At 56.4% G+C, this 15,517-nt stretch carries 14 protein-coding genes and 1 riboswitch; of the genes, 5 read left to right on the top strand and 9 right to left on the bottom strand.

The window, feature by feature from the left end; genetic code table 11:
• Nucleotides 1-8: 8 nt before the first annotated feature.
• The 6 genes from kdpC to AAIE03_RS19040 all read right to left on the bottom strand — a co-directional run bounded on the left by kdpC (nt 9) and on the right by AAIE03_RS19040 (nt 6,336).
• A complete protein-coding gene (kdpC, locus tag AAIE03_RS19065; RefSeq protein ID WP_014594840.1) occupies nt 9-578 on the bottom strand; it encodes a potassium-transporting ATPase subunit KdpC in 570 nt (189 codons plus the stop codon).
• A 10-nt stretch (nt 579-588) separates the two neighbouring features.
• Complete coding sequence (kdpB, locus tag AAIE03_RS19060) at nt 589-2,634, bottom strand: potassium-transporting ATPase subunit KdpB (protein WP_013027626.1); 2,046 nt, start codon at nt 2,632-2,634, stop codon at nt 589-591.
• Nucleotides 2,635-2,636: 2 nt separating this feature from the next.
• The gene (kdpA, locus tag AAIE03_RS19055) at nt 2,637-4,319 is read right to left on the bottom strand and encodes a potassium-transporting ATPase subunit KdpA (protein ID WP_013027627.1); all 1,683 of its coding nucleotides are present in this window, start codon (nt 4,317-4,319) and stop codon (nt 2,637-2,639) included.
• On the bottom strand, nt 4,319-4,408 hold the full coding sequence (kdpF, locus tag AAIE03_RS19050) for a K(+)-transporting ATPase subunit F (protein WP_015699348.1): 90 nt from the start codon (nt 4,406-4,408) through the stop codon (nt 4,319-4,321). Before kdpF ends, kdpA begins: the two co-directional genes overlap by 1 nt.
• A 110-nt stretch (nt 4,409-4,518) precedes the next feature.
• Complete coding sequence (locus AAIE03_RS19045) at nt 4,519-5,685, bottom strand: HD-GYP domain-containing protein (protein WP_019106351.1); 1,167 nt, start codon at nt 5,683-5,685, stop codon at nt 4,519-4,521.
• A gap of 147 nt (nt 5,686-5,832) precedes the next feature.
• Nucleotides 5,833-6,336 (bottom strand): GNAT family N-acetyltransferase, encoded by a 504-nt coding sequence (locus AAIE03_RS19040; RefSeq protein ID WP_028724494.1) that lies wholly within the window; start codon nt 6,334-6,336, stop codon nt 5,833-5,835.
• Nucleotides 6,337-6,407: 71 nt separating this feature from the next.
• On the opposite strand from AAIE03_RS19040, the gene AAIE03_RS19035 reads away from it, so the two are divergent.
• Nucleotides 6,408-8,240: an ABC transporter ATP-binding protein gene (locus tag AAIE03_RS19035; RefSeq protein WP_014594844.1), complete on the top strand. Its 1,833-nt coding sequence runs from the start codon at nt 6,408-6,410 to the stop codon at nt 8,238-8,240.
• Here AAIE03_RS19035 and AAIE03_RS19030 read toward each other — a convergent pair.
• Nucleotides 8,237-9,361, bottom strand: coding sequence for a GNAT family N-acetyltransferase (locus AAIE03_RS19030; RefSeq protein ID WP_029569256.1), 1,125 nt, complete (start codon nt 9,359-9,361; stop codon nt 8,237-8,239). The two genes, AAIE03_RS19035 and AAIE03_RS19030, sit on opposite strands and share 4 nt — an antisense overlap.
• A gap of 181 nt (nt 9,362-9,542) precedes the next feature.
• Here AAIE03_RS19030 and AAIE03_RS19025 point away from each other — a divergent pair, with 181 nt between their 5' ends.
• Complete coding sequence (locus tag AAIE03_RS19025; protein ID WP_072138376.1) at nt 9,543-10,148, top strand: alpha/beta hydrolase; 606 nt, start codon at nt 9,543-9,545, stop codon at nt 10,146-10,148.
• A 29-nt stretch (nt 10,149-10,177) separates the two neighbouring features.
• Here the strand turns inward: AAIE03_RS19025 and crcB are convergent, their stop codons facing one another.
• Nucleotides 10,178-10,555 carry a fluoride efflux transporter CrcB gene (gene crcB / locus AAIE03_RS19020; RefSeq protein WP_015699341.1) on the bottom strand — a complete coding sequence of 126 codons (378 nt, stop codon included), beginning with the start codon at nt 10,553-10,555 and terminating at the stop codon, nt 10,178-10,180.
• Between the two features lie 93 nt (nt 10,556-10,648).
• Nucleotides 10,649-10,725, bottom strand: a riboswitch (Fluoride riboswitch).
• Nucleotides 10,726-10,969: 244 nt separating this feature from the next.
• Here crcB and AAIE03_RS19015 point away from each other — a divergent pair.
• Complete coding sequence (locus AAIE03_RS19015; protein ID WP_013027635.1) at nt 10,970-11,887, top strand: nucleoside hydrolase; 918 nt, start codon at nt 10,970-10,972, stop codon at nt 11,885-11,887.
• Nucleotides 11,888-11,920: 33 nt separating this feature from the next.
• Here the strand turns inward: AAIE03_RS19015 and AAIE03_RS19010 are convergent, their stop codons facing one another.
• Nucleotides 11,921-12,949: a zinc-binding alcohol dehydrogenase family protein gene (locus AAIE03_RS19010; protein ID WP_072404726.1), complete on the bottom strand. Its 1,029-nt coding sequence runs from the start codon at nt 12,947-12,949 to the stop codon at nt 11,921-11,923.
• 137 nt (nt 12,950-13,086) lie between these two features.
• Between AAIE03_RS19010 and AAIE03_RS19005 the strand changes: the two genes are divergently transcribed.
• Both AAIE03_RS19005 and AAIE03_RS19000 read left to right on the top strand, forming a co-directional pair.
• The gene (locus AAIE03_RS19005; RefSeq protein WP_210451136.1) at nt 13,087-13,989 is read left to right on the top strand and encodes a GntR family transcriptional regulator; all 903 of its coding nucleotides are present in this window, start codon (nt 13,087-13,089) and stop codon (nt 13,987-13,989) included.
• A 168-nt stretch (nt 13,990-14,157) separates the two neighbouring features.
• Nucleotides 14,158-15,507: an MFS transporter gene (locus AAIE03_RS19000; RefSeq protein ID WP_015699336.1), complete on the top strand. Its 1,350-nt coding sequence runs from the start codon at nt 14,158-14,160 to the stop codon at nt 15,505-15,507.
• Nucleotides 15,508-15,517 lie beyond the last annotated feature (10 nt).

Genomic DNA, 15,517 nt, shown 5'->3' with positions numbered 1-15,517 from the left:
CCTTACAGTTATTTGAGGTCGTTCAGCGCCAGATTAAGCTGCAGCACATTGACAGTCGGTTCGCCGATAAAGGGCAGCAGCGGGCGCTGCGTCATGCTGTCTACCAGGGCATCCACTTTCGCCAGCGGCAGCTGACGTGCCGCCGCGATACGCGGTGCCTGCCACAGCGCAGCCTCAGGCGAAATCTCCGGGTCCAGTCCACTGGCCGAGGTGGTTACCAGCTCGACCGGTACCGCCCCGTTAGCCTGCGGATTCGCCGTGCGCAAAGCCGCCACGCGCTCGGCTACAGCCTTATCCAGCGCCGGGTTGCTGGCCGCCAGGTTGCTGCCGCTGGAGGCCAGAGGATTATAAGGCTTATCACCGGTTGCAGAAGGACGCCCCCAGAAATAACCGGGCTGGCTAAAATTCTGACCAATCAGCGCTGATCCCCGTTCTTCGCCATCGACATTCAATACTGACCCGTTAGCCTGCCAGGGAAACAGCAGTTGCGACAGTCCCGTGGTAAGCAAAGGATAAACGACGCCGCACACAACCGTTAGCAGCAAAAGCAGGAAAATCGCCGGACGTAACTGACTCATTTTAATCTCCTCAGGCCATACCAGACAGCACGAGCAACATATCAATCGCTTTGATGCCGACAAAGGGCACCAGCAGCCCACCTAACCCATAAATCAGTAAATTACGGCGCAACAGCGATGCGGCACTCAAGGGGCGATAGCTGACACCTTTAAGCGCCAGAGGGATCAGGAATACAATCACCAGGGCGTTAAAAATCACGGCCGACAGGATGGCCGATGCGGGCGAGTGCAGCTGCATCACGTTGAGCATATTTAACTGTGGATAGGTTGCAGCAAAGGCGGCCGGGATGATGGCGAAATACTTGGCAACGTCATTGGCGATACTGAAGGTGGTCAAGGAACCGCGCGTCATCAGCATCTGCTTACCAATGTGCACCACTTCCAGCAGTTTGGTGGGGTTCGAGTCCAGATCGACCATGTTGCCCGCTTCTTTCGCCGCCTGAGTACCCGAGTTCATGGCGACCGCCACGTCCGCCTGGGCCAACGCTGGCGCGTCATTGGTGCCGTCACCGGTCATCGCGACTAAGCGCCCCTCCGCCTGATACTGACGAATCAGTGCCAGCTTGGCTTCCGGCGTCGCTTCTGACAGAAAGTCATCCACCCCTGCCTCTGCCGCGATGGCGGCGGCGGTGAGCGGGTTATCACCGGTGATCATCACGGTTTTAATGCCCATCTTGCGCAGTTCCGCAAAACGTTCTTTGATGCCACCTTTAACGATATCTTTTAGCGCCACCACGCCCAGCACCTTTGCGCCTTCCGCCACCACCAGCGGTGTGCCACCGGCCCGCGCCACCTCTTCAACCCGGGCGTTCACCTCAGCCGGAAAGGCACCGTGGCTGGCTTCAATATGACGGCGCACCGCATCGACCGCACCTTTACGGATCAGGCGGTCCTGTACGTTGACGCCGCTCATACGGGTTTGAGCCGAGAAGGGAATAAAGCTGGCGCCCATGCTGCTCAGGTCACGTTCACGCAGGTTAAACTTTTGCTTCGCCAGCACCACGATGCTGCGCCCTTCCGGCGTTTCATCCGCCAGGGACGCCAGCTGCGCCGCATCCGCCAGCTGTTCTTCCGTGACGCCGGGAGCCGGTAAAAACTGCGTTGCCTGACGGTTACCCAGCGTGATGGTGCCGGTTTTATCCAGCATCAGCACATCCACGTCGCCAGCGGCTTCAACAGCGCGGCCACTGGTGGCAATGACGTTAGCGCCCAGCATCCGGCTCATCCCGGCCACGCCGATAGCGGACAGCAGACCGCCAATGGTGGTCGGGATCAGGCATACCAGCAGCGCCACCAGTACGGTGATGGTGACCGGCGTGCCGCCCCAGGCTGAAAAAGGCCACAGCGTGACGGTGGCTAACAGAAACACAATGGTGAGCGACACCAGCAGAATGGTCAGGGCAATCTCATTCGGGGTTTTACGACGCTGTGCGCCTTCGACCATGGCGATCATCCGGTCCAGGAAGGTTTCGCCTGGGTTGGCGCTGCAGGTAATGACCAGCCAGTCAGACAGAATGCGTGTCCCGCCGGTCACCGAGGCGAAATCCCCGCCCGATTCACGGATCACCGGTGCCGATTCACCGGTGATCGCGCTCTCGTCTACCGATGCGCCCCCTTCCACGACTTCACCGTCGCAGGGGATCACATCACCGGCCTCTACCAGCACGGCATCCCCTTTACGCAGCGCATCGGCCGCCACCTGCTGCCACGCTGCACCGTAGTGCGCCGCCGACAGTTTTTTGGCGAAGCTGGTCTTTTTAACGCCTTTCAGGCTGTTTGCCTGGGCTTTACTGCGCCCTTCCGCCAGGGCTTCTGCCATGTTGGCAAACAGCACGGTGAACCATAACCACAGGGCAATCGCGCCGGTAAAGCTGGCGCTGCCGCTCTGGTGTCCGGTAAACATCATTATGGCCAGAATCGAGGTCAGGATACTGCCCAGGTAAACCACAAACATGACCGGATTGCGAAACTGCACGCGAGGATCGAGTTTTTTTACCGCATCGATCGCTGAGGTACGTAACAGCGCTGCGTCAAACACCTGTTGTTGACGACTCATGATTATTGTCCCTGAATAAGTTGCAGGTGCTCGGCGACCGGACCCAGCGCCAGAGCAGGAATAAAGGTCAGCGCGCCGACCAACAAGACGGTACCAACCAGCAGTGCGATAAACAGCGGACCGTGCGTAGGGAGCGTGCCGTTACCTACCGGCTGCACTTTTTTCACCGCCATTGCCCCCGCAATCGCCATGACCGGAATAATGATGCCGAAGCGACCTACGAACATGCACACCGCCAGCAGCAGGTTCCAAAACGGCGTATTGGCGCTCAGGCCCGCAAAGGCGCTGCCATTGTTATTGGCGGCCGACGAAACGGCATACAGGACTTCACTAAAGCCATGCGTTCCGGGGTTTGCCATACCTGCGCGTCCGGCGTCGGTCATCATCGCAATCGCCGTACCGATCAACACCAGCGCGGGCGTGACCAGAATCGCCAGGGCCGTCATTTTCATTTCCCATACGTCGATTTTCTTGCCGAGGAATTCCGGTGTGCGGCCAATCATCAACCCGGCAATAAACACCGCCAGTAAGACAAACAGCAGCATCCCGTACAGACCGGCACCCACGCCGCCAAACACCACCTCGCCCAGTTGCATCAGCAGCATCGGCACCATACCGCCCAGCGCCGTAAACGAGTCATGCATCGCGTTTACCGCACCGCAGGACGCCGCCGTCGTAATCACCGCAAACAGGCTGGAGTTGAGAATGCCGAAGCGCGTTTCTTTGCCTTCCATATTGATGGCGCTGTCAGCCCCTAGCGTCAGAAAGTGCGGGTTGCCACGTAGTTCGGCCCACATCACCAGCGCAGCAGCCACGACAAACATCAACGTCATGGACCACAGCAACATTGAGCCCTGGCGCCGATCTTTAACGCTTTCGCCAAAGGCAAAGCAGAGTGCTGCAGGAATCAGGAAGATACTAAGCATCTGTACGAAATTGCTCAGCGCGGTAGGGTTCTCAAACGGATGCGCAGAGTTGACGTTGAAAAAGCCGCCGCCGTTGGTGCCCAGCATTTTGATGGCTTCCTGAGAGGCAACCGGCCCCATTGCCAGCGTTTGCTGCGCACCTTCCAGGCTGGTGACGTTGTGATACGGCAGGAAGTTCTGGATGCTGCCCTGGCTGACAAAAAACAGCGCCATCAGCAGGCTGATCGGCAACAGGACATAGAGTGTAATGCGCGTTAAATCGCGCCAGGCGTTGCCCAGGGTTGCCACCGAACGATTAGCAAAACCGCGAATCAGCGCAAACGCCACGGCGATGCCGGTGGCGGCGGAAACGAAGTTCTGCACCGTCAGCCCGACCATCTGGCTGAAGTAACTCAGGGTGCTTTCACCGGCATAAGACTGCCAGTTGGTGTTGGTGACAAAACTGATAGCGGTATTCAGCGCCAAATCCCAGCTCAGTCCGGGAAGATGTTGCGGATTGAGCGGCAACGCTCCCTGAAACATCAGGATGGCGAGCAGCACCACGAAGCCAAGCAAGTTGAACACCAAAATTGCCAGCAGGTAGTGCTGCCAGCGCATACCGCCTTCTTGTACACCCGAAAAACGCCACAGCAGGGCTTCAGCACGTGCAAAGAGGGGTTTATCGGCAACCAGCGCGGCCAGCCCACGCCCCAGCGGTTGCGCCATCACCATCAGCAACAGCAGATAAACCGCGATCAGTAAAAACGCATTGGCCGCCATCAGAAGGCCTCCGCATTTAACAGGGCATAGATCAGATAGCCCAGCAACAACACTACCAGCACAATGCCGGTTATTACGCCTGCACTCACAGCAACCTCCAGAGGATTGGATTTGCTGAGTAGCTTGCGCTGGCGCACATAAAGAAAGGGTTAAAATGCGGGTCGGGGATGTAAAAAATGTATAAAAACGACCCGCAATATCAGGCGGCGTCCAGCAACCAGATTCGGCGCAGATCGACGTTGTCCCAACGGCCGTTATCTTCGGCACACACAATGCTGTCAGTACAAAAACTGTCGCCCAGATCCAGCACCTCAGGTTTGATTTCCCGCTGCGCGTGCAGTGACCAGAAGACATGCACCGTAGGTCGCTGTAATGACTTATCGCCGACCTTCACCACCAGCGCAATGCGTCCAGACGCCAGGCGAACCAGGGAACCGACGGGATACATCCCTATCGTACTGACGAAAGCGTGCAGTAAGGTACTGTCGAAATGCCCCGGCCAGCTCAACATCATTTGCAGGGTTTTGGCTGGGGTCCAGCCTTTACGGTAAGGCCGCGTTGAGGTCAGCGCATCGTAAACGTCACAAATCGTCGCCATGCGGGAATACACGCTGATCTCATGGCCTTTCAGGCCATAGGGATAGCCGCTACCGTCATATTTTTCATGGTGATGCAGCGCGATATCCACAAGATCATCGCCTGCCTGTGCATCCATCAGCATTTGCGCACCGGCAATCGGATGTTCACGCATGATCTTAAACTCTTCGTCGTTGAGCGTGTCCGGTTTGTTGAGGATAGCGAGTGGTACGGCTGCCTTACCCAGGTCGTGCAGTAATCCGCCCATCCCCACCCGCTGAAGCTGCTGAGCATCCAGCCCCAGTTTTTTTCCAAAGGCGATCATGAGCCCACAGACCGCCATGGAATGCAGGTAGGTGTAATTGTCATGATCCTTTAGCTGCGCAACGCGTAACAGCGCAGAGGGCTCACGCTCAATAGAGCCCGCAATCTGATCGACAATGGCAATCATGTCATTGAGATTCAGACCATGGCCCAGGCGTGCCTCGCTGAACATGGCCAGCACTTTTGGCTTTCCCTGTTCAAAGATATGCTGCGCCTGCTCCATTTCCTGAGAAAAAGGCGCACGCAGGCCTGAATCGACCTTTTTCGGCACAGATGGCGTCACTGAAATCGATTTCTCCATATCGATCCATAAACGCTGTATGCCCTCATGACGAAACATCGAAACCTGACGTTGATCGGTGATCAACATCTGATTACGAATGCGTTTGTCTTTAAACCACCAGACTTCAAGCTTGTGGACGAACATACCCGGTTTTAGTTCGTCAATGGTGATGAGTTTAATCACAATCTCCCTCCAGAGTATCAGCGGGTGATATCGTGATATCGGCAGGCACTCGGTTTTGTGCAGGTCATTTTGTGCGAACTGTGGCACAGCACAAATTTTAGTCGTCGAAGGGAGATTTTTCCTGTTAACCGGTAAAAAAGAGCGTGGTCAGGCTGTCTCAGTGAGCAATTTTGCCATCATCACCACATCGTGAAATTTGCCTTCACGCAGTGACGCCTGGCGGCGGATGCCTTCGCGTTCAAAACCCAGTCGCTCATACAGCGCCAGCGCCCGGTGATTATCGTGAAACACCTCCAGTTCCATACGGGTGATGCCCAGCCAGTTGCGCGCATAATCCATGGCGTTACGAATCAAATGCTCTCCGATTCCCCGACCAGAGAAGGCGGGATCGACGCCAATACCGAAACTGATGCAGTGGCGGGTACGCGGATTATGATTGGTAAACAGCGTGAGTTCGCCCACCATTTCCCCCTCAACTTCGGCGATAAAATTGATAAAGCCTTCCGCATCCATCTTTGCAAACTTCTTTTCCCAGGTCGCGACGCTGGGGAAAGGCAACTGAAGCGTCCAGGGATAAACCGCCGGATTACCGTAAAGACGTTGGTATGCCGCAGCATCGCCAGGCTCGCGGCCGCGCAGAGTGATATCCATATTTAATCCTTTTTAATCGGGCGTACACATGCACTAAGCTGTAACTCTTCCCGAACGGAAAGAGTGACTCTATGTTGTATCGTCGTTTCGAACGTTTTATCAATATTTTTCAGGATGCGCCAACCGATATGCCGCCTTCACGGGTCTGGCCATTTTACTTTTACTATCTGCGTCAGGTGTGGCCGAGCTTCGCCGCACTACTGGTGGTGGGATTAATTGGCGCACTGATTGAGGTTGCACTGTTCAGTTATCTGAGCCGCATTATCGATTTGGTGAATCACGCTACGCCAGCAACGTTGTTCAGGGATAACTGGCAAACGTTGTTATGGATGGGCTGTGTTGCGCTAATACTGCGCCCGGTGTTTATTGCACTGCACGATATGCTGGTCCATCAGAGCATTAACCCCGGCATGACCAGTATGATCCGCTGGCAGCACCATAATTATGTCCTGCGGCAGAGCATGAACTTTTTTCAGAACGACTTCGCCGGGCGGATTGCGCAACGTATTTTGCAAACCGGTAATTCGCTGCGCGACTCGGCAGTACAGTTGGTGGATGCGATCTGGCATGTGCTGATCTATGCCGCAACGGCGATGGTCCTGTTTGCAGAAGCCGACTGGCGTTTGATGATTCCGCTGATAATCTGGATTGTGGCCTACGTTGCCGCGCTGCGCTTTTTCGTCCCCCGGGTAAAAGCCCGTTCGGTGGTGTCATCGGAGGCCCGTTCGAAGCTGATGGGCACCATTGTTGACGGCTATACCAACATCGCCACCATCAAGCTTTTCGCGCACAGCGATCTGGAACGTCAGTATGCCCGCGAAGCGATTCAGGAGCAGACGGATAAGACGCAGCAGGCTAACCGGATGGTGACCAGCATGGACCTCACCTTATCAACGCTGAACGGAATCCTGATTGTCTCAACGTCAGGACTGGCGCTGTGGCTGTGGAGCGAGTCGCTGATCAGCGTTGGTGCCATTGCCCTGGCAACCGGCCTGGTGATCCGCCTGGTCAACATGTCCGGCTGGGTGATGTGGGTGGTAAACGGGATTTTTGAAAACATCGGTATGGTGCAGGACGGGCTGAATACCATTTCACAACCGCTTAGCGTGCAGGATTCCTCAAAGGCAACACAGCTAAAGGTGACGCAGGGCGAGATTCGTTTCGACGCTATCCGTTTTGACTATGGCGGCGGCCGTCAGGTCATTGATGGCCTGAACCTGACCATCAAACCCGGAGAAAAAATTGGCCTGATTGGGCCTTCCGGTGCGGGTAAATCCACCCTGGTGAACCTGCTGCTGCGCCTGTACGACCTCAACGGCGGTCGTATCCTGATTGACGGTCAAAATATTGCTGAAGTGACGCAGGAGAGCCTGCGCAGCCAGATCGGGATGATCACCCAGGATACCTCGCTGCTGCATCGCTCTATTCGCGAAAACCTGCTGTACGGGCGACCAGATGCCAGCGAAGAAGAACTCCAGTTAGCCATTCATCGCGCCCGCGCCGATGAGTTTATCCCCTTGCTGTCGGATTCTCAGGGCCGGTTTGGTCTGGATGCACACGTGGGCGAACGCGGGGTGAAACTGTCAGGCGGGCAGCGCCAGCGCGTAGCTATCGCCCGTGTCCTGTTGAAAGATGCGCCGATCCTGATTATGGATGAAGCGACGTCCGCGCTCGATTCCGAAGTGGAAGCCGCGATTCAGGAAAGCCTGGAATCCCTGATGCAGGGCAAAACGGTGATTGCCATCGCCCACCGCCTGTCCACCATTGCCAAAATGGATCGTCTGGTGGTGCTGGAAAAAGGCCAGATTGTGGAAATCGGTAGTCACTCTGAGCTACTGGCTCAAAATGGCCTGTATGCCCGTCTGTGGCAGCATCAGACGGGAGGATTTGTTGGCGCAGATTAATCGCCGCGTCGATATGGCAGGGCGTCACGGGCTTCTTCGGCCCAAAGATGGACGCCTTGCCGCTCCTGCTGCAGAAAGTCATCCACGGCCGCGCGCAGGCCGGGATGGCACAGATAGTGCCAGGAGTGGGTCATCTGGGGTTCAAAACCACGTACCAGTTTGTGCTCGCCCTGCGCGCCCGCATCAAAGCGTTGCAGCCCTTCCGCAATGGCGAAATCCATCCCCTGATAAAAACAGGTTTCGAAGTGAAGCCGGTCAAATTCCGCCAGGCAGCCCCAGTAGCGGCCATACAGGCTTTGGCCGTCCTTGAGGTAAAAGGCCATCGCCGCCGGTTGTTGCTGCAGACGGGCAATGACCACGCGAATATTGTCCGGCAGCCTCTCAGCCAGCAGGCTGAAGAAGGCGCGGGTCAGATAGGGCCGCTGGCCGCGCACTGCATAAGTATTGGCGTAGCAGGTATAGACAAAGTCCCACTGATCCTCGCGCAGTTGATCGCCGCGATACCAGTCAAATTCAAAACCGCTCTGCACCACCTGCTCGCGCTCTTTTCGCAGCTGTTTACGTTTACGCGACATCAGCGTATCCAGGAAATCCTGAAAGTCGCGATAGCCTCGATTGTGCCAGTGATACTGGCAGCCCAGGCGTGACAGCCAGTCAGGTTGCGCCGCCAGCAAGGCGTTCGCTTGCGGGTCGGTGAAGTTGATATGCGCACCACTCAGCCCCTGTTCAGCCAGCGCGTCCGGGAGAGCCGCAAGCAGTCGGGCGGCGGCATCCGCTGCGCCGAGTACGCGTGCCCCTGTGACCGGGCTGAAAGGAATCGCGCCCAGCCATTTCGGATAGTACGGAATCCCGGCGCGCTGACAGGCATCTGCCCAGGCGTGATCGAAAACGTATTCACCCTGAGAATGAAACTTTTGATAACCGGGAAGCGCGGCGCGAAGCACACCGGCCTCACGCCAGAGAAGGTGATCGGGCTGCCAGCCCCTTTCCGGCCGGACGCTGCCACTTTCTTCCAGGCTCAGCAAAAACGCGTGGCGTAAAAAAGGCTGTTGATCGGGTAACAGCGCATCCCATTCAGCGGCAGAGATATCTGAAAGCGAACTCAGGTGGAACAACGACATGCATAACTCCAGACAGCAACCGATGACACGTCAGTCAAGCAGGTTTTAGGGTTCAGGGAAAGCAGAACGGCACGGAATGCCTCATGCCAACGCGCGACCTGAAGCGTCGTTAGGTTTTGACGTTAATCCCGCCAGCTGTTCAAATGCCTGCAGAATCTGACAAAACAGCGAAGGAACGGACATGGCAAAAGCATTGGTGATCTTCCTGCACGGCGTGGGCAGTAACGGCGACGATCTGGCCCCCATTGGCGACGACTGGGCAACCCTGCTCCCGGATGTGGCCTTTGCCTCACCGGATGCGCCTTACGTCTTTGAGCATGGCGCGGGCTATCAGTGGTTTAGCCTGGCCGGGATTACGCCGGAAAATCGCCCGGGTCGGGTGCGTGAAGCCCGCGAGGCCTTTGACCACGTTATTCGTCATCTGATGGCGCAGCACGGAATGGCAGATCGCTGGGAAAACGTCATTCTGGTGGGCTTTTCGCAGGGCTCAATTATGGCGCTGGATCTGCTGGCTTCCGGGCGTTATCCGCTCGCGGGCGTGGTGGCGTTTTCCGGACGCCTGGCCTTTGACGGCCCGCTGACGCCAGCACCTCACACGCCAGCCCTGATAATTCATGGCCGTGCTGATACGGTCATACCGGCCAGTGAAAGCGAGTCGGCGGCCACTCGCCTGAAGGCGGCTGGCGTCCTGGTCGAAGCGGTATTTGAGCCGCAGACCGGTCACACGATTTCGGGTCAGGGCGCGATGCACGCCGCCGGGTTTATTGCTCAGTGCTTGCAGGACTAAACCGCAGACATGCCGGTTTGGCCCTCAGGCTAGCCCAACAGGTTAATGAGCGCGAAACCGGCAAAACTCATCAGTAACGAGCCAATGACATGCACCAGCGCACTGCTCATCGCCCACAGGTATTTGCCGGTCTGCAATAAGGTCATTAACTCTGCTGTAAACGTGGAAAACGTGGTGAGCCCGCCGCATAAGCCCGTAATGATGAGTAACCGCCAGGCGGGATCGAGTGAGGGATTTTTGATAAACCAGGCCATTGCACCGCCAATCACGAATCCGCCAATCAAATTCACCAGCAAAGTCCCCGGTGGCAGATTGGGGAAAAACGCATTAAAGCGCATACCGAACCACCAACGCAGTACACAGCCCACACTGCCGCCCAAAATCACAGCCAATAGCGGTTTTAACATCACAGACTCCATTTCAGGATTTGCGCAGAAGAGGGTGGAGGGCCAGAAAAAATGCATGCACCTGACACTCCAGCTCCCGCGAAAGGATTAAGGATAATGTCAGGCGTCATCAGCCGCAGGTTTCGCCTGCAGGCGGTTGGGAAAGGTGGAACGCCATCACCTTATGCGCGCCATAATACGACGCCTTTTTCTGACTGGCAACCACAGTTGAGCGGGGAAATCAGCAATGCCAACCGACGCCGCCTGGACAGATGACCCCGCTCAGGCTGCCGCAAAGCAGACGGTTTTGGGCCACACAATTCAGGTTTCCTCTTGAGCCGTTTTCCGCTTAAATGGTGACCTGCCAGCGGCCTTAAAGGGCCGTTTAATGCCCTTCACGCATAGCGAAGGGATGAGCCTGTTCTGGAGCGGCCTGTGCGAACTGTCATTTTAGATACTGATATCGGCGTAGACGATGCCTTTGCTCTGGCTTATGCCGCCCGCACCCAACATTTGCTGGGCATTACTACGGTGTTTGGCAACGTTGCGGTGGGGCAGGCCGTGAAAAATGCCCGACTGTTTTGCCACAAAATGGCGATTGAGGTACCGGTATACCGGGGCTGTTCACGTCCATTGGCCCAGGCGCCGAGCGCGCCTGCCCGACTGCATGGCGAAGATGGTTTAGGGGACGCGTTTGATAATCCCTTCAGCGATGAGGCACCCGGTGCCGTTCAGTTTATTATCGACAGCGTGCGGGCCAGTCCTGGTGAAATCACGCTTGTCGCGATAGGTCCGCTGACCAATATCGCCAGCGCAATCAATCAGGCGCCGGATATTATTCCGCTGGTGAAAGAGCTGGTCATGATGGGTGGCGCATTTGGCACGGATGGGCACAGCGGGAATGTCACGCCCTTCAGCGAATTTAATATCTGGAAAGATCCTCACGCCGCCGATCAGGTTCTCTCTTCCACCTTGCCGATCGTGGTGATCCCGCTCGATGTCACGCATAACGTCTTGATCCACAGCGATGAGGTCGATCGACTTCATCAACCCGTCCTGCATGCGATCTGCCGCCCCTATCTGGCATACAGCCTTGAGAAAGAAGGCTTTTCTGGTATGGCGCTGCATGACACGCTGACGATATCCTGGCTGTGTTTGCCTGACGCGTTCACGCTGGTGGAAAGCCCGCTTCGTGTCATTACGGAAGGCATTGCCTGCGGCCAGACGGTGCGTCAGTTGAGTGCCCTGGCGTCCCGGCATGATCCCTTCCGCAATCTGCCTCGACAGCGCATCGCACTGGGGGTTGATGCGGAGGCCGTGCGGAAACACTTTTTTCAGTTGCTCAGCCGATAAGCCTGGCGGCGAGACGGCTCCTGTCATCCACCGTTAGCGATCAAAATCGATAACGCCTTTAATCAACTCACGATTGTTGATAACCGCTTCCTCAAAATGCTCTGCCAGCGTAGAGAAGGCGAAACGGCGGTTCAGCATCATGTCTGCTCGCAGTTTCCCGGCGGCCATAAGTTCATGCACCCGGTCAAAATCTTCGCGCGTAGCGTTCCGGCTGCCCATCAACGTACTCTCTTTTTTGTGGAATTCACTGTCGGGGATGACCAGATCGCCTTTGTGCAGGCCTACATAAACCACCGTACCGCCATGCCGAATCAGGTTAACCGCCGCGTTCATGGCCGCCGGGTTGCCCGTGGCATCGATCAGGGTTAACGCCAGCTGACCGTTAAATCCAGCGCGCAGCTTGGTGATGAAATCGGCGTCAGCCGGGTTAAGCGCGGGAAGACCCAGCTGTTGACTGACGTGCTGGCGGCGGTATTCACTGGTGTCCGCCACGATGACCTGCGCGCCATTGGCCGCCGCGATGGCCGCCGCCCCCAGCCCAATAGGGCCAGCGCCCACCACCAGCACGGCATCGCCCTGTGCCACTGCCGCACGCCTTACCGCATGGGCGCTAATCGCAAAGGGTTCAATCAGCGCCGCCGCCTCAGGTGCCAGCGCATCCACGGCCAACAGGTTTGACGCAGGCACGCTCAGATAGTCACAAAAGCCACCATCCTGATGTACGCCAATAACTGAGATATGTTCACAACAGTTGGTTTTACCACTTTGGCAGGCATCGCACTGATAACAGGAGAGATAGGGGATCAGCGCCACGCGCTGGCCAACGGCAAACCCCTCCACGGCGCTGCCTGTTTCAACAATGTCTGCGCAGAGTTCATGCCCGAGTACCCGTGGATAGCTAAAAAAAGGTTGGTTTCCCGCCCAGGCATGGATATCCGTGCCGCAGATGCCCGCGCTGACAATTTTAATCAGCACCTCCCCTGGCGCGGGTTGAGGCGTTGCGCGCGTGGTCCAGACCATATTGCGTGGTTCGGCGATGACTAATGCTTTCATTGTTGTCATGGTAAGACTCCCGTTATCGTTAGCGCAGTTATGGCTAATCTTGCCGTGACAAGGCATTTCCTTTGCGCGTTCTGTGAAGCGTGACGGTTTTTTTGGGCCTTCAATGGTTTTTAATGCATAAAAAACCGGAGCCGCTCATGAGCCGTAGTCAGAATTTACGTCATAACGTGATCAACCATATGCTGGAAAGCATTGCCCAGGGTCATATTCAGTCGCCCCTGCCGCCACAGGCCGCCCTGGCTGAAATGTTTAATATCAGCCGCACTACGGTGCGGCATGCTCTGCGTTATCTGCACCAACGCGGCGTGCTGGAGAACGTAAAAGAGAGCTGGGTCATCGTGCGCGAGCCTGAAGAGCAAGACAGCCTCAGCACCGTCACGCCAGCCATAGAGCTGCAGGCCAGCCAGGTGGAAAAACGCTTTTTTGATATGATTAATCAGCGACTGCTGCAGCCCGGTGACACGTTCAGCGAACTGCAACTGGCAAAACAGGCCAACGTCAGCCCGGTAGCGGTACGGGAATTCCTGCTGCATTTTATGCGTTATAACCTGCTGGAACCGGTTAAACGCGGCCACTGGCAGATGAAAAAGTTTTCACAGGAGTACGCCGAAAAGTTATTTGAGCTACGCGAGATGCTGGAAACTCATGCGCTTACCCGCTTTCTAAATTTGCCCAGAGAGGATGAACGCTGGATCCAGGCCAGAGATCTGCTGGATCGCCACCGATCGATGCGCGAAACGATCGCCAGCAACTATCGCCATTTTGCTGCCCTCGATAAAGAGCTGCACTGGCTGATCCTGTCTGCCGCCAACAACCCCTTTTTTAATCAGTCGCTGGAGATTATTTCAGTGATTTTTCATTCGCATTATCAGTGGGATGAAAGCGATCTTAAGCAGCGCAACATCGTCGCGCTGGAAGAGCATATGTCGATTCTGTCCGCCCTGATTGGCCGCCGGGATGTGGATGCGCTGTGCGCATTGCATAACCACCTGGCTACCGCCAAGCGCTCTATGGTACGGAGCATTAATCAGTACAATTAAAACCCGATTAAAAACCACAAAGCATTAGCTCCCGCACGATTTTGAAACAACTTTACAACATATCCTGTTCATTCCCCCTACTCTCAGCGCAACGCCCCGACGGCCTTGTACCGCCGGGCGACCGTAATACTCACAATAATGATGAATCGCCTGCCCGGGGAGATTGCCATGGAACACAGATCGGTTGTTGATCACGCGAACCCGTCCGACACTTCGCCCGATGAGGCGTTTGTGCCGTGGCGCAGTGATATCGTGCGCTCGCCGCGCATTCGTAAAGTCCAGATTACCGCCATGCTGCTGCTGCTGTTTGCTGCCGTCATTAACTACCTGGATCGCAGTTCGCTGTCTGTGGCCAACATGACCATTCGTGATGAAATGGGGCTGAGCGCCACCGAGATCGGCGTGCTGTTGTCTGCGTTTTCGCTGGCCTATGGGCTGGCGCAGTTGCCCGCCGGTGCGCTGCTGGACCGTAAAGGACCGCGCATTATGCTGGGCCTGGGAATGTTTATCTGGTCCCTGTTCCAGGCCGCGTCCGGACTGGTGCATAACTTTACGCAGTTTGTCCTGGTGCGTATTGGGCTCGGCATTGGTGAAGCCCCCATGAATCCGTGCGGGGTCAAGGTCATCAACGACTGGTTTAACATTAAAGATCGCGGTATGCCGATGGGGATGTTTAACGCCGCCTCGATGATTGGCTTATCCATCGCGCCGCCGATCCTGGCGGCCATGATGCTGGTTCTGGGCTGGCGCGGCATGTTTGTCACCATCGGGATTCTGGGTGTGTTTCTTGCCATCGGCTGGTACCTGGTTTACCGCGATCGCGATAACAAACAGCTAAGCGCTGAAGAGATCCACTACCTGCAGGCAGGCAGCGTGGCATCGCGTAAAGAGCCGATCAGCTTTCAAGAATGGCGTGGGCTGTTTAAACAACGCACCATGTGGGGCATGATGATTGGCTTCAGCGGCATCAACTATACCGCCTGGCTGTATATCGCCTGGCTGCCGGGCTATCTGCAATCCACCTATCATCTCGACCTGAAAAGCACGGGATTACTGGCGGCCATTCCCTTCCTGTTCGGTGCCGCAGGCATGCTGTTAAATGGCTATGTGGTTGATGCGCTGGTCAGGCGCGGCTGGGATGCGGTAAAAACCCGTAAAGTCTGCATTGTCAGCGGTATGATTTTGTCTGCCGGGTTTACCGCTATCGTGACGCGCGCGACCGACACCACCAGCGCCGTGACGCTGATTGGGATGGCGCTGTTTTGCATCCACTTTGCCGGTACTTCCTGTTGGGGTTTGATTCATGCCAACGTCACCGCGCGTATGACGGCGTCCGTGGGCAGCATTCAAAACTTCGCCAGCTTTATCTTTGCCTCGTTTGCGCCGGTCGTGACCGGATGGGTGCTGGATACCACCAAATCATTCAGCCTGGCGCTGATGATTTGCGCCTGCGTCACCCTGGTTGGCGCCCTGGCGTACCTGCTGCTGGTGCGCAAACCCATCACGGACGGCGCCTGATATCCCCGAT

Source organism: Pantoea sp. Ae19-2, assembly GCF_059801205.1.
Note: the sequence above shows the minus strand (reverse complement) of the source record. Positions and strands in the feature narration are given on the sequence as shown.

What these genes read in the sequence shown, in the direction of transcription:
- crcB (WP_015699341.1), bottom strand. Translation starts at nt 10,555, where the DNA reads ATGTTAAAACCGCTATTGGCTGTGATTTTGGGCGGCAGTGTGGGCTGT.
- AAIE03_RS19010 (WP_072404726.1), bottom strand. Translation starts at nt 12,949, where the DNA reads ATGACAACAATGAAAGCATTAGTCATCGCCGAACCACGCAATATGGTC.
- kdpA (WP_013027627.1), bottom strand. Translation starts at nt 4,319, where the DNA reads ATGGCGGCCAATGCGTTTTTACTGATCGCGGTTTATCTGCTGTTGCTG.
- kdpB (WP_013027626.1), bottom strand. Translation starts at nt 2,634, where the DNA reads ATGAGTCGTCAACAACAGGTGTTTGACGCAGCGCTGTTACGTACCTCA.
- AAIE03_RS19035 (WP_014594844.1), top strand. Translation starts at nt 6,408, where the DNA reads ATGTTGTATCGTCGTTTCGAACGTTTTATCAATATTTTTCAGGATGCG.
- AAIE03_RS19000 (WP_015699336.1), top strand. Translation starts at nt 14,158, where the DNA reads ATGGAACACAGATCGGTTGTTGATCACGCGAACCCGTCCGACACTTCG.
- AAIE03_RS19005 (WP_210451136.1), top strand. Translation starts at nt 13,087, where the DNA reads ATGAGCCGTAGTCAGAATTTACGTCATAACGTGATCAACCATATGCTG.
- AAIE03_RS19040 (WP_028724494.1), bottom strand. Translation starts at nt 6,336, where the DNA reads ATGGATATCACTCTGCGCGGCCGCGAGCCTGGCGATGCTGCGGCATAC.
- AAIE03_RS19025 (WP_072138376.1), top strand. Translation starts at nt 9,543, where the DNA reads ATGGCAAAAGCATTGGTGATCTTCCTGCACGGCGTGGGCAGTAACGGC.
- AAIE03_RS19030 (WP_029569256.1), bottom strand. Translation starts at nt 9,361, where the DNA reads ATGTCGTTGTTCCACCTGAGTTCGCTTTCAGATATCTCTGCCGCTGAA.
- kdpC (WP_014594840.1), bottom strand. Translation starts at nt 578, where the DNA reads ATGAGTCAGTTACGTCCGGCGATTTTCCTGCTTTTGCTGCTAACGGTT.